At 64.1% G+C, this 13,838-nt stretch carries 12 protein-coding genes; all 12 read left to right on the top strand.

Features of this window, described 5'->3' with window-relative positions; translation table 11 throughout:
• The first annotated feature begins 26 nt into the window (after nt 1–26).
• From rsmH to ftsA, 12 genes are read left to right on the top strand one after another with little or no spacing between them, the layout of a single operon-like run.
• Entirely contained in the window at nt 27–998 is a 972-nt protein-coding gene (rsmH, locus tag GSQ73_RS00765) for a 16S rRNA (cytosine(1402)-N(4))-methyltransferase RsmH (protein ID WP_158879936.1), read from the top strand.
• A gap of 5 nt (nt 999–1,003) precedes the next feature.
• Nucleotides 1,004–1,264, top strand: a complete 261-nt coding sequence (gene ftsL, locus GSQ73_RS00760; RefSeq protein ID WP_174236058.1) for a cell division protein FtsL — start codon at nt 1,004–1,006, stop codon at nt 1,262–1,264.
• A complete protein-coding gene (locus GSQ73_RS00755) occupies nt 1,264–3,078 on the top strand; it encodes a penicillin-binding protein 2 (RefSeq protein ID WP_158879930.1) in 1,815 nt (604 codons plus the stop codon). The genes ftsL and GSQ73_RS00755 overlap by 1 nt, the downstream gene beginning before the upstream one ends.
• Nucleotides 3,075–4,580, top strand: a complete 1,506-nt coding sequence (locus tag GSQ73_RS00750; protein ID WP_158879927.1) for a UDP-N-acetylmuramoyl-L-alanyl-D-glutamate--2,6-diaminopimelate ligase — start codon at nt 3,075–3,077, stop codon at nt 4,578–4,580. The genes GSQ73_RS00755 and GSQ73_RS00750 overlap by 4 nt, the downstream gene beginning before the upstream one ends.
• On the top strand, nt 4,577–5,959 hold the full coding sequence (gene murF / locus GSQ73_RS00745) for a UDP-N-acetylmuramoyl-tripeptide--D-alanyl-D-alanine ligase (protein ID WP_158879924.1): 1,383 nt from the start codon (nt 4,577–4,579) through the stop codon (nt 5,957–5,959). Before GSQ73_RS00750 ends, murF begins: the two co-directional genes overlap by 4 nt.
• Nucleotides 5,949–7,049, top strand: coding sequence for a phospho-N-acetylmuramoyl-pentapeptide-transferase (gene mraY / locus GSQ73_RS00740; RefSeq protein WP_158879922.1), 1,101 nt, complete (start codon nt 5,949–5,951; stop codon nt 7,047–7,049). Before murF ends, mraY begins: the two co-directional genes overlap by 11 nt.
• On the top strand, nt 7,049–8,290 hold the full coding sequence (gene ftsW / locus GSQ73_RS00735; protein ID WP_158879919.1) for a putative lipid II flippase FtsW: 1,242 nt from the start codon (nt 7,049–7,051) through the stop codon (nt 8,288–8,290). The genes mraY and ftsW overlap by 1 nt, the downstream gene beginning before the upstream one ends.
• The gene (gene murG / locus GSQ73_RS00730; protein WP_158879915.1) at nt 8,287–9,375 is read left to right on the top strand and encodes an undecaprenyldiphospho-muramoylpentapeptide beta-N-acetylglucosaminyltransferase; all 1,089 of its coding nucleotides are present in this window, start codon (nt 8,287–8,289) and stop codon (nt 9,373–9,375) included. Before ftsW ends, murG begins: the two co-directional genes overlap by 4 nt.
• Entirely contained in the window at nt 9,372–10,811 is a 1,440-nt protein-coding gene (gene murC, locus GSQ73_RS00725; RefSeq protein ID WP_158879912.1) for a UDP-N-acetylmuramate--L-alanine ligase, read from the top strand. The genes murG and murC overlap by 4 nt, the downstream gene beginning before the upstream one ends.
• 11 nt (nt 10,812–10,822) lie before the next feature.
• On the top strand, nt 10,823–11,773 hold the full coding sequence (locus GSQ73_RS00720; RefSeq protein WP_158881633.1) for a D-alanine--D-alanine ligase: 951 nt from the start codon (nt 10,823–10,825) through the stop codon (nt 11,771–11,773).
• Nucleotides 11,770–12,507: a cell division protein FtsQ/DivIB gene (locus GSQ73_RS00715; protein WP_158879909.1), complete on the top strand. Its 738-nt coding sequence runs from the start codon at nt 11,770–11,772 to the stop codon at nt 12,505–12,507. The genes GSQ73_RS00720 and GSQ73_RS00715 overlap by 4 nt, the downstream gene beginning before the upstream one ends.
• A 10-nt stretch (nt 12,508–12,517) precedes the next feature.
• On the top strand, nt 12,518–13,750 hold the full coding sequence (gene ftsA, locus GSQ73_RS00710; protein WP_158879906.1) for a cell division protein FtsA: 1,233 nt from the start codon (nt 12,518–12,520) through the stop codon (nt 13,748–13,750).
• Nucleotides 13,751–13,838 lie beyond the last annotated feature (88 nt).

Genomic DNA, 13,838 nt, shown 5'->3' with positions numbered 1-13,838 from the left:
TGGCGGGACGGGAGCGGGAGTGCGGCGTGGCCGAGCAGCAATTGCGGCACATCCCGGTGATGCTGGGTGAAGCGGTGGAGGGCCTGTCCGTGCAACCTGGCGGGCGTTATCTCGATGGAACATTCGGTCGCGGTGGCCATGCCCGCGCCGTGCTGGCGTGCCTCGGTTCCGATGGTCGCCTGTTGTTGATGGATCGTGACCCGCAGGCGATCGCCGCCGCACAGGCCGAGTTCGCCGACGATCCGCGCGTGTCGATCCGCCACGCGAATTTCTCCACCCTCGGCGAGTGGAATGAAACCGCGCCCGGTCTTGATGGCGTGCTGCTCGATCTCGGCGTTTCGTCGCCGCAACTGGACGAAGCCGCCCGCGGTTTCAGCTTCATGGCCGACGCCGACCTCGACATGCGTATGGATACATCGCAAGGCGAAAGCGCGGCGGATTTTCTGGCCAACGCGGACGAACGCGAGATCGCGGACGTGCTGTGGCGGTTTGGCGAAGAGCGGCACAGCCGCCGTATCGCTCGGGCCATCGTCGAGGATCGCGAAGCCACGCCATTCACCCGCACGGGTCAACTTGCTGCACTGATCGAGCGCATCGTGGGCCGTCGCGAACCGGGCAAGCATCCGGCCACGCGCAGCTTCCAGGCGCTGCGCATTCGCGTGAATGGCGAACTCGACGCGCTGGATCGGGGGCTGAGCGCCGCGCTCGAACGCCTCAACGTTGGCGGTCGCCTTTCGGTGATCAGCTTCCATTCGCTGGAAGATCGCGCAGTAAAGATGTTCATTCGCGACCAGTCAGGTCGCATCAAGAACAATCGTCGCGGTCCGCCGGTGATGGAATCGCCCGCACGTCTTCGCGCTGTCGGCAAGGCGATTTTTCCATCGGACGATGAAATCGCCGCGAATCCGCGCTCACGTTCTGCCGTGCTGCGGGTGGCTGAGAAATTATCCGTCGCGGATGAATCCGTGCACTCCCCACGTGAGGGGGCGCACGCATGAAGTTCATCGGCGCCGTGTTCCTGCTGATGCTGCTCGCGGCCGTGCTTGGCAGCGCAGTCGGCGTGGTGTGGACGCGCCACGAAAGCCGCGTGCTGTTCGTGAGCCTCACGCAACTGCAGAACCAGCGCGACGAAATCAACATCGAATACGGCAAGCTCGAACTGGAGCAAGCCACGCATGCCGAGCCGCGTCGCATCGACGACGAGGCACGCCAGAAACTAGCCATGTTCAATCCCAATCCACAAGACATCCGGTTGCTGCGTTGATGAGCTGGCGCAACCGCACTCCCGCTCCAAAACAAGGCCGTCGCCACGCGTCCGGACCGAGTGCGCGCAAGCGCATGGTGGTGGTGGTCGGGCTGCTGGCTGCGGCGTCGATCGGGCTGATGGCGCGGGCTTTCGATCTGCAGGTCGTGCGCAAGCAGTTCTATCAGAAACAGGGTGACGCGCGTTTCCTGCGCGAGATGAAAATTCCGGTGTCGCGCGGCACCATCTTCGATCGCAACGGCGAGCCGCTCGCGGTCTCCACGCCGGTGATGTCGATCTGGGCGGACCCGTCGCAGGTGCTGGAAAACGAAGACCGCATTCCGGCACTCGCCACCGCGCTGGGCGTCGATGCCGGCGAACTGAAAGACCGACTGGCCGAACGCTCCGATCGTGAATTCATTTATCTGCGCCGGCAGATGCGACCGGATGCAGCGCAGGCGATCCTCGATCTCAACATTCCGGGCATCGATGGCCAGCGCGAATTCAAGCGCTATTACCCGTCCGGTGACGTGACCGCGCATGTGCTCGGCTTCACCAATATCGACGACCACGGCCAGGAGGGCCTCGAGCTCGCGTACGACGACTGGCTGTCCGGCAAGCCGGGCGCCAAGCAGGTGATCCGCGATGGCAAGGGCCACGTGGTCGAGGATGTCGCGCAGATTCGTGCGCCCAAGCAAGGGCAGAACATCACGCTCAGCCTCGATCGGCGCATCCAGTTTCTCGCGTACAGCGAGTTGAAGGAAGCGCTCGACAAATCGCAGGCCGCGTCAGGTTCGATCGTGATCCTCGACGTGCCGACCGGCGAAGTGCTCGCCATGGTCAACCTGCCGACCTACAACCCCAACGCGGTGAACGGCAGCGACCCCTCGCTGCGTCGCAATCGCGCGATGACCGACGTGTTCGAACCGGGCTCTACCGTCAAGCCGGTGCTGATGGGCGCGGCGTTGTCGAGCGGCAATTTCACGCCGACGAGTCCGTTGATCGACACCACCGGCGGTCACTGGTTTTTCCAAGGCCACGACATCCACGACACGCACAATTACGGACTGCTTTCGCCGACCGGCGTCATCACCAAGTCGAGCAACGTTGGCGCAGCGCATATCGCGATGGGGCTTGATACCGAGCTCATGTACAACACGTATCGCGCGTTCGGTTTCGGCAACAGCACCAACAGCGGGTTTCCCGGTGAGTCAGCGGGCCTGCTGCGCGCCGATCGCGACTGGCGTCCGCTGGACAAGGCGATCATGGGCTACGGATACGGCCTCAACGTGACTGCGCTGCAACTGGCCAATGCGTACGCGACCATCGCCGATGGCGGCGTGATGCATACGCCGACTTTCATCAAGGGCGTCGACAACGACGCGAAGGCGATCATCACGCCGCAGATCGCCGGCGAGATCGTCACCATGATGGAGACGGTCACCGCACCCGGCGGCACCGCGCCGCAAGCGCAGATCGCCAACTACATGGTGGCCGGCAAGACCGGCACCGCGCACAAGGCGTCGCTCGGCGGCTACTCCAAGAACAATTACACGGCGGCCTTCGCGGGTATCGTGCCGGCGAGCAATCCGCGGCTGGTCGGCGTGGTCATCGTCGACGATCCACAGAAGGGCAGCTACTACGGCGCGCTGGTATCCGGCCCGGTATTTTCGCGTGTGATGGACGGCGCGCTGCGCTTGCTTGATGTGCCGCCGGACAACATCGGTCGGTGGTATGTCGGCGGTCCGCTGCAGGGTCAGGGGGGGTTGGTCGGAAGCAAGCCGAAAGCTGACGAGCCTGTTGACGACGATGTGGTGGAGGACCCGACGCCATGACGTTGCGTCCCCTGCATGAGTTGCTTCTTTCTGACGTCATCGGCAACGTCGTCGCAAATCTGCCCGATGTCGGTTTGAAAATTTCCGGGCTGGCGCTCGATTCGCGACAGGTGCAACCGGGCGATGCGTTCTTCGCGCTGCGCGGTACGCGTGATCACGGCATTGTGTTTGCAGCCGGCGCGGTGGCGCGTGGCGCGCGCGTGGTGCTGGCCGAAACGCCGGCACCGGCGGACATATCGCTGGACGTGCCGGTGCTGTGGATCGACAACCTCCAAGCACAGGTCGGCGCGATCGCTGCACGTTTCTATGGTCAACCATCGGGAGCGTTGCGCGTGGTCGGCGTCACCGGCACGAATGGCAAAACTTCGACTGTGCAACTGTTGGCGCAGGCGCTGGAATGGCTGGGTCATCGCGCGGCCACCATTGGCACGCTTGGCGCGGGTCTCTACGGTCAGTTGAACGACGGCGAACGCACCACGCCGGATGCGATCAGCGTGCAGCGCCTGCTCGCCGAATTCCGCGACGCCGGCGCAAGCCATGTGGCGATGGAAGTTTCGTCGCATGCGCTTGAACAGGGACGTGTCGGTGCAGTGGGTTTCGAAGTCGCAGCCTTCACCAACCTCACTCGCGATCACCTCGATTACCACGGCACCATGCAGGCGTATGGCGATGCCAAGGCCAAGTTGTTTGGATGGCCGAATCTGAAAACCGCCGTGATCAACGTCGACGATGCCTTCGGCCAGGAGCTCGTCACGCGACTCTCGCCAGGCGCGACGTTGCTGCGCTTCAGCGCGACAGGCGATCACTCGGCAGACATCACTGCCACGACCATCGTTACTTCGTCCGAAGGTCTTGCGTTCGAGCTCGATACACCGTGGGGATCGCGGCCGATTCGCAGTGCGCTGCTCGGGCGCTTCAACGTGGCGAACCTGCTCGCGGTGGTCGGCTGCCTTGGTGCACTCGGCGCGCCGTTCGAGCGCATCGTCGAAGCAGCCGAAGCGTTGCAGCCAGTGAATGGACGTATGAACCGCCTCGGCGGATCGGGCAACGTTCCACTGATCGTCGTCGACTACGCGCACACGCCGGACGCGCTCGAGCAGGCGCTTTCCGCATTGCGTCCGCATTGCGCCGGCCGGCTGATCTGCGTGTTCGGTTGCGGCGGCGAGCGCGATGCCGGCAAGCGCCCGCTGATGGGCGCGATCGCTGCGCGGCTCGCCGACATCGCGATCGTTACCGACGACAACCCGCGTGGTGAAGATGGCGACGCCATCGTGGCGCAGATCGTGAGCGGTATGGGTGCCGCTACAACGATGAGCGTCGAGCGCGATCGCGCGCGGGCGATCGCGCATGCGTTGACGATCGCCGAGCCGAGCGATGTTGTGCTGATCGCCGGCAAGGGTCACGAAACCTATCAGGACGGTGCCGAAGGCAGGCGTCCGTTCGACGACATGGCCGTCGCAAGAACAGCGCTGGAACGGATGACCGGGGAGGCGCGCGCATGATGCCGTTGAACATGATTGCGGTATGGACGCACGGACAACTGCTCGGTGCCGACGTCGAAGTGACCGGCGTCGCCATCGATACGCGCCAAGTGAAACCCGGCGACATGTTCGTGGCGATCAAGGGCGAACGCGTCGACGGCCACGACTACCTCGCCGAAGCTGCAGCGCGCGGTGCGGTCGCTGCGCTGGTTACGCGCAAAGTGGAAAGCGCGCTTCCGCAAGTACTGGTCGGCGATGCGACGTTGGCGCTGGGCGATCTGGCCAGCGCGGTACGTGCTCAACGCCACGTGCGCGTGGTCGGCATCACCGGCTCCAATGGCAAGACCACGGTCAAGACACTGGTCGCCTCGATCCTGTCGCGTCACGGCCGCACGCACGTCAGCTCGGGCAACTACAACAATGAGCTCGGGCTGCCTCTGACATTGCTTTCCATGCCTCAGGATACCGAATACGCCGTGCTGGAAATGGGTGCCGGCAAGCTCGGCGACATCGCGTACCTCGCAGCCATTGCGCGGCCCGATGTCGGCCTCGTCACGCTCATTGCGCCGGCGCATCTTGCGCGCATGGGCAGCATCGAAGGCGTCGCCGAAACCAAGGGTGCGATGTATCAGGCGCTGCCGGTCGACGGCGTGGCGATCATCAACGCGGATGATGCATTCGCGAATTTCTTCGGTGGTCTTGCTGCCGGACGCACGATGCTTCGTTTCGGGCTGGGTCATCGCGCTGACATCGGCGCGGACATCCTCGAGCAGCGGCTGGACGGCTCGCGTTTCGTGCTGAGCACGCCACAAGGCGATGCCGAAGTCTCGCTGCCTTTGCCGGGCCGGCACAACATCGCCAACGCGCTCGCCGCCGCGGCCGTCGCGCTCGCGCTCAAGGTGCCGCTGGACACGATCGTCACCGGCCTCGAACAGGTCGTCGGCGTTTCCGGGCGGTTACGCCTCGAAACGATGGACGGCGGCTGGACGTTGATCGACGACAGCTACAACGCCAACCCCAGTTCGATGGCCGCGGCGATCGACACCTTGATGCTCGCTGGCGGTGAGCGCTGGCTGGTGCTGGGCGACATGGCCGAACTCGGTGATCACGCGCGTGAATTGCATGCAGACATCGGCAAACTTGCACGCGAACGCGGCGTCGATCGCCTGTTCGCCATCGGTCCGCTCGGCGAAGCCACGGTCGAAGCATTCGGTAACGGCGCTGAACATTTCGGCGACAAGGCCGCACTCATTCACGCGCTCAAGGCGCGCGTGCACGCGGGCGTCACCTGTCTGATCAAGGGCTCGCGCTCGGCCGGCATGGAAGACGTCGCGCGGGCGTTTGGACGTCCAACCGAAAACGGCAGGCAGCACGAGGGGAGGGTATTCGATGCTGCTTGAACTGGCAGACTGGATGGCACGGCATTTCACTGCGCCGCATCTTTTCCAGTACATCACCTTCCGCACGATCATGGCCGCGCTCACTGCGCTTGCAGTGGCATTGCTGCTGGGTCCTGCGCTGATCCGCAAGCTCGCTGCATTGAAGGCGGGCCAGGTGGTGCGCAGCGACGGTCCGCAAACCCATCTGATCAAGGCGGGTACGCCGACCATGGGCGGCGTGATGATCCTGCTGTCGGTCTCGGTGTCGACGTTGCTGTGGGCCGATCTGCACAATCGCTACGTATGGGTGGTACTGGCGGTAATGCTGGCCTTTGGCGGCATTGGTTTCTACGACGACTACAAGAAGCTGGTGCTGAAGGACAGCCGCGGTCTCGCTTCGCGCTGGAAATATTTCTGGCAATCGGTGTTTGGACTCTGCGCTGCGCTGTTCCTCTACTACAGCGCGCCGCACATGACGGGCGCGCTGCCAGCCGCGGAAACCGCGTTGTACGTGCCGTTGTTCAAACATGTCGTGCTGCCGCTCGGCATGTTCTTCGTGGTCGTCGCGTATTTCATGATCGTCGGGTTCTCCAACGCGGTGAACCTCACCGATGGGCTGGACGGTCTGGCGATCATGCCGACGGTGCTGGTCTCCGGCGCGCTCGGCGTCTTCGCGTACCTCGCCGGCAACAAGGTGTTCTCCGAATATCTCGGCATCCCGTCGATTCCCGGCGCGGGCGAGCTCTCGATTTACTGCGGCGCACTGGCCGGGGCGGGACTCGGGTTCCTCTGGTTCAACACCTATCCGGCGCAGGTGTTCATGGGCGACGTCGGCGCGCTGGCGATGGGTGCGGCGCTTGGCTGCGTCGCGGTGATCGTGCGCCAGGAGATCGTGCTGCTGGTGATGGGTGGCGTGTTCGTGATGGAAACCGCGTCGGTGATGATCCAGGTCGCCAGCTTCAAGCTCACCGGCAAACGCGTGTTCCGCATGGCGCCGATCCACCATCACTTCGAACTGAAGGGCTGGCCGGAGCCGCGGGTGATCGTGCGCTTCTGGATCATCAGCGTCGTGCTGGTGCTGGTCGGTCTCGCCACGTTGAAGGTGCGCTGATGTTCGACTTCGACACGACTCAGGCAAAACGCCGGCAGGGTCCGCGCGGCAGCTTCGACATGTGGCTGCTGGTCGCGCTGATCGGGCTGGTGAGCGTCGGCGTGGTGATGGTGACGTCGAGTTCGATCGCGGTGGCCGACAGCCAGCATGTGGGCGCGTTCTATTTTCTGCGCAAGCATCTGCTGTTTCTCAGCATCGGCATGTTCGCCGCGGGAATGGCGATGCGAACCGAACTGAAATTGCTGGAGCGTTACGCGTTCCATCTTTTGCTGCTGTCGTTCGTGCTGCTGCTGGCGGTATTCGTTCCGCACTTCGGCATGCGCATCAATGGCGCACGCCGCTGGCTCAATCTGCTGGTCACTACTTTTCAGCCGGTGGAAGCGGTGAAGCTTTTCCTGGTGATCTATATCGCCAGCTATCTGGTGCGTCATCGCGAAAGCGTGGAGACGCGATTCCTCGGTCTCATCAAACCGATCGCCGTGGCCGGCATGATCGTGCTGCTGTTGCTGGCGCAGCCGGATTTCGGCTCTGCCACGCTGGTGATCGCGGTAACCATCGCCATGGTGTGGCTCGGCGGTGCGCGTCCGATCTTCCTGTTTTTGATGGGCCTGCCGTTGATGCCGCTTTTGTATATCGCAGCGACGGGCGAGAGCTATCGCATGCGTCGCCTGACGACGTTCATGCATCCATGGGATCACCCGTTCGACGACGGTTTCCAGTTGACGCAGTCGCTGATGGCGATCGGTCGTGGGGAGTGGACCGGCGTGGGCTTGGGTTCCAGCGTGCTCAAACTTTCTTACCTGCCCGAGGCGCACACCGATTTCATCTTCGCGGTGATCGGCGAGGAGCTTGGTCTTGCCGGCGTCGCACTGGTGGCCGGCCTGTTCGCGCTGGCGGTCGGGCGTGGACTCTATCTGGGATTGAAGGGTGTCGAAATCGGCCAGCGTTTCGCCGGCTACGTCGCGTTCGGTATTTCGCTGATGCTGGCGATGCAGGCGATCGTGTCGGTCGGCGTGAATCTCGGCGCGCTGCCGACCAAGGGCCTCACGTTGCCGTTGATCAGCTACGGCGGTTCGTCGATGGCTTTGACTTGCCTGATGGCCGGCGTGCTTCTGCGTGCCACTTTCGAAATCAACCGAGCGCTCGATGCGCGTGAAGTGACACGGCGCATGCCGGCCGCCCTGGCGGCTGCCGATGCGGCCGTTGCATCCAGCAAGCCGCGCGAGGCGTTGGCCGCATGACCCCGTCGTCGCCCGTGTTGATCATGGCCGGCGGCACCGGCGGCCATATTTTTCCAGGCCTCGCGGTCGCCGAATGCCTGCGCGCGCAGGGCGTACCCGTCGTGTGGCTGGGTGCGGTGGGCGGCATGGAAACGCGCGTGGTGCCGGCACATCAGATCGAACTGCACACCGTGAAAGTCGGCGGCCTGCGCGGCAAGAATCTGGCCACGCGTGTTCTCGCGCCGCTGATGATTTTCCGCGCGCTGATCGCTTCGTTATCGCTATTGCGAAAGATCAAGCCGCGCAGCGTGCTGTCGATGGGCGGCTATGTCGCCGGCCCCGGTGGTCTCGCCGCGTGGCTGTTGCGCCAGCCGTTGCTGGTGCACGAACAGAATCGTATTGCCGGATTTACCAATCGCAAATTGGCGACGCTGGCTCGACGCGTGCTCGCCGGATTCGCTGGCGTATTGCCGCGTGCGGAATGGGTCGGCAATCCGGTACGCGCGTCGATCGCTGCCTTGCCTGCGCCCTCTGCGCGTATGGCCCATCGCGATGGGCGTCCGCGTTTGCTGGTGCTCGGCGGCAGCCTTGGCGCACGTGCACTCAATCTTTCGATACCGCAGGCGCTGGCGCGGATGCCATTGGCACTGCGACCCGACGTGCTGCATCAATCCGGCGCGCGCGGTTTCGACGAAGCGCGACAGGCGTATGCGAACGCCGGCGTCGAAGCGCAGGTGCTGCCTTTCATCGACGACATGGCTGCGACGTATGGCTGGGCGGATCTCGCAGTCTGCCGTGCCGGCGCATTGACTATCGCCGAACTCACCGCGAGTGGACTGGGTGCCCTGCTGGTGCCGTTTCCGCACGCGGTGGACGACCACCAGATGCGCAACGCGGAAGTACTTGTCGCCGTCGGTGGCGCCGAACTGATCAAGGAACCCGACATCAAAGGAAACAACCTGGACATCGAACATCTGACGCAGCGATTGCAGATGCTGCTGAGCGATCGCAGCGCATTGTTGGCGATGGCTGAATCCGCGCGCACGCTGGCCAAGCCCGATGCCGCGCAAGTCATTGCACGTGCCTGCATGGAGGTGGCCGCATGACGCCGCGTCGTTTGCATGCGCACGAAGACCTGATGAGCACGTTTCAGCGCGTGCACTTCATAGGCATTGGCGGCGTGGGCATGAGCGGTATTGCCGAAGTGCTGCATAACCTTGGCTATGCAGTGTCCGGTTCCGATCGTGCGAATTCCCCGACTGCTTTGCGACTGCAGGAAATGGGCGTCAACGTGCACGTTGGCCACGCCGCCGAACACATTGGCGATGCGGACGTGGTGGTGACGTCCAGCGCCATTGGCGCGGAAAACCCCGAACTCGTCGCTGCGCGCGCCGCACGCATTCCGGTGATTCCACGCGCCGAAATGCTCGGCGAGCTGATGCGTTTTCGTCGCGGCGTAGCCATCGCCGGCACGCATGGCAAGACGACGACCACCAGCCTTACGGCGAGCGTGCTGGCCGAGGCGGGCTACGACCCGACGTTCGTGATTGGGGGCCAGTTGAACGCGGCCGGTGCGAATGCGCGATTGGGAACGGGGCAGTATCTCGTCGCCGAGGCGGACGAATCCGACGGCTCGTTCCTGCTGCTCTCTCCGGTGATTGCCGCGGTCACCAACATCGATGCCGATCACCTGGAGAACTACGGCGGCGATTTCGCGCAGGTGAAAAAAGCCTTCGACGATTTCCTGCATCGCCTGCCGTTCTATGGATTGGCGGTGTTGTGCGCAGACGATCCGGAAGTGGCCGAACTGGCGAAGTCCACCACGCGCCGCGTGATGACGTACGGCATCGACACGCAGGATGCCGACGTGCGCGCAGTGAACCTGAGCCAGCACGGTTTCGAAATGCATTTCGATCTGGTGTTGCCCGGTCGCAAAGAGCCGTTGCCGGTCAAGCTCAACCTGCCGGGCCGGCACAACGTGTTGAACGCGCTTGCTGCCGCCACGATCGGCTGGCAGCTCGGCGTGGAAGCCGAGGCGATGGCGCATGCGCTGGAACATTTCCAAGGCGTCGGTCGTCGCTTTCATCGGCGTGGCGAGATCGCGCTCGATCACGGCAGCGTGTTGCTGGTCGACGACTATGGCCACCATCCGCGCGAACTCGCCGCGGTGTTCGCCGCGGTTCGCGGTGGCTGGCCGGAACGCCGTCTGGTGGTGGGTTTTCAGCCGCATCGTTACAGCCGCACGCGCGATTTGCTGGATGACTTCGCCAACGTGCTGGCCGAAGTCGACGTGCTCGTGCTGACCGATGTGTATCCCGCAGGTGAAGCGCCGATTGCCGGCGCCGATGGCCGCGCACTCGCGCGTGCCGTACGTGCGCGCGGCAAGGTCGATCCGGTGCTGATCGAACATCCGCGCGAATTGAAAGACACGCTGCCCGCGTTGCTGAAGGACGGCGACTTGCTGCTACTGCTCGGCGCTGGCGACATCGGCGCTGCCGCGGTGGAGATGGGGCAGGCCGGACAGTTGAGGACGAACAAGTGAGTGCGACCACGATGAGCGCGAGCAAGATCACCGACCCGGCGCAGTTCGGTCGCGTGGCCGTGGTGATGGGCGGCAGTTCGACCGAGCGCGCGGTGTCGCTCGACTCCGGCCGCAACGTGCTGGCCGCGCTGCAGGCGCGCGGCATCGATGCGCATGCGATCGACGGCATCCCGGCGTTGCTCGATGCGCTGCGTGCCGGTCACTTCGCGCGCGTGTTCAACATTCTGCATGGCCAGCGCGGCGGCGGCGAAGACGGCGTGCTGCAGGGCGCACTCGAATCGTTGAACGTGCCGTACACGGGCTCCGGCGTGCTGGGTTCGGCGTTGTCGATGGACAAGACGCGCTCCAAGCGCGTGTGGCAATCGCTGGGTCTTCCGACGCCGAGATTCGCAGCCTTGCCGCGCGGCACCGACGTGCATGCGGCAGCGAAGCAAGTGGGTTTTCCGTTGATCGTGAAACCCGCCTGCGAAGGTTCCAGCGTCGGCGTGACGCGCGTGTTTGCGGAAAAAGATCTGGATTCCGCGGTCGCGCTCGCGGCGCAATATCCCGGCGACCTGCTGATGGAAACGCTGATCGAAGGCGACGAGCTGACGGTCGCGATCCTTGGACGCGATGTGTTGCCGAGCATCCACATCGTTCCGAAAGCGGCTTTTTACGACTACAACGCGAAGTACGTCGCCGAGGACACGCAATACATCTGTCCCGGGCTCGAAGGCACGGCCGAGGAAGGGCTGCGCACGCTGGCATTGTCGGCATTCGATGCGCTGGGTTGTTCGGGTTGGGGACGCGTGGACGTGATGCGTGATCGCAACGGACGCAACTGGCTGCTCGAAGTGAATACTGCGCCGGGCATGACCTCGCACTCGCTGGTGCCGAAAGCGGCGGCTGCGGCCGCCATCGACTACCAGGAGTTGTGCTGGCGCGTTCTCGAAACCAGCGTGACCGAAGGAGACGCCCGGTGAAGGGAACCTTCCGCCTGATCGCCTGGTGCCTGGCGATCGCCCTCGTGGCGCTGCCGGTCGTCGGCGTGTTGCAGGGATGGTTCGCCGCCAATCGCTGGCCGGTCACGCAGATGACCGTGCAAGCGCCGTTCAAGCATGTTACCGCGGCGGATATTCGCGGCGCGGTATTGCCGCGACTGGGCAAGGGCTTTTTCGCGCTCGATCTCGATGCGGTACAGAAGGCCGTTGCCGCGCTGCCATGGGTGGAATCGGCCGAAGCGCGCAAGCGCTGGCCCGACACCTTGATCCTGCGCGTCTACGAGCGTCAGCCGTTTGCACGCTGGAACGACAAGCAGCTGATCAGCCGTCAGGGTCTGGTGTTCGATGCGCCGAACGCGAGCGACACCGCCGCGCTTCCGGGTTTGAGTGGACCGGATGATCGGCTCGCAGAAGTGGTGAGTTTCTACGCCGAGACACGCAAGGCGTTCGCCGGCACGCATCTGCAGATCACCGGCGTGGCGCTGACCGAACGCGGAAGCTGGAGCGTAAGCACCGACACCGGCGCGCAGATCGTGATCGGCGATCGCGATCAGGCCGGACGTCGGCTGCGTCGCTTCCTCGATGTCTATCCGCAGTTGATGGCCGGCCACACCGACGGCTTCGCTTACGCCGATCTTCGCTACACCAACGGATTTGCCGTGCGTTGGCCGCAGTCGCCAGTCGCCACCCACGCAGGAGGCTCGCCCCGTACATGAGCATGCATCTATGAAGCCGCGCAACGACAAGCAGCTGGTGGTCGGGCTCGATATCGGCACCTCGAAAGTGGTGGCGATCGTCGGCGAGTACGAACCTGGCGAGCCGATCACGGTGATCGGCATCGGCACGCACGTGTCGCGCGGCATGAAGCGCGGATCGGTGGTGGACATCGAGTCGACGGTGCATTCGATCCAGCGCGCCGTCGAGGAAGCCGAGTTGATGGCCGGTTGCGATATCCGCTCGGTCTACGCATCGATCTCCGGCAGCCATCTGGAAACGCGCAACTCGCACGGCAACGCGGCCATTCGCGATCGTGAAGTCACCGCCGGCGATCTGGAGCAAGTGCTGGAAGCGGCCAGCGCGGTGGCGATTCCAGCGGATCGCAAGGTTCTCTACAAGGAGTCGCAGGAATATCGCATCGACGGCCAGGACGGCATCCGTTCGCCGGTCGGCATGAGCGGCGTGCGGCTTGAGGCGAATGTGCATCTCGTCACTGGCGCTGCGGCGGCCGTGCAGAACATCACCAAATGCATCCAGCGCTGTAGTTTGTCGGTGGACGAACTGGTGCCCTCAGCGCTGGCCAGCGCCAAGGCCGTGCTCACTGATGATGAGCGCGAACTGGGCGTGTGCCTGGTCGACATCGGCGCAGGCACCACCGACATCGCGATCTATACGCAGGGTTCGATCCGCTTCACCGCGTCGCTGCCGATCGGCGGCGACCAGGTCACCAGCGACATCGCCTACGGCGTCCACACACCGACGGCGCATGCGGAAGAAATCAAGATCAAGTACGCGTGCGCGCAGACGGGTCTCGCGCACGCGGAGGAAACCATCCAGGTTCCCAGCGTCGGTGATCGTCCGCCGCGTCGGCTGGCGCGTCAGTCGCTGGCGCAGAGCGTGCAGGCGCGCTACGAGGAAATCTTCGAGATGGTGCAGGACCAGTTGCGTCGCTCGGGCTACGAAAGCCTGGTCGCCGCGGGCGTGGTGCTGACCGGCGGCGCTTCGAAGATGGAAGGCGCGCTGGAGCTCGCGGAGGAGATCTTCCACAAGATGGTGCGCATCGGCGTGCCGCAGCAGATCAGCGGTCTGGGCGAAGTTGTTTCCAGCCCGCTGCACTCAACCTGCGTGGGCTTGCTGCTGCATGGCGCGCGCGCCGGTGGCATGCGGGTGAGCGGGCCGGCGGGCGGCAGCGTGGGCAGCATGGTCGACAAGTTGCGCGGCTGGATCACCCGGAATTTTTGAGCCGGACATTTTTAAAGCAGCACACGGACGTGTTGCTTCGGGTCGAAGGATATTGACCCACCACCATCGACCGGCAGGAGCCGCGTTC

Source organism: Rhodanobacter sp. L36 (assembly GCF_009765755.1).
Lineage (GTDB): Bacteria > Pseudomonadota > Gammaproteobacteria > Xanthomonadales > Rhodanobacteraceae > Rhodanobacter.
This window is presented reverse-complemented; position numbering and strand designations above follow the sequence as displayed.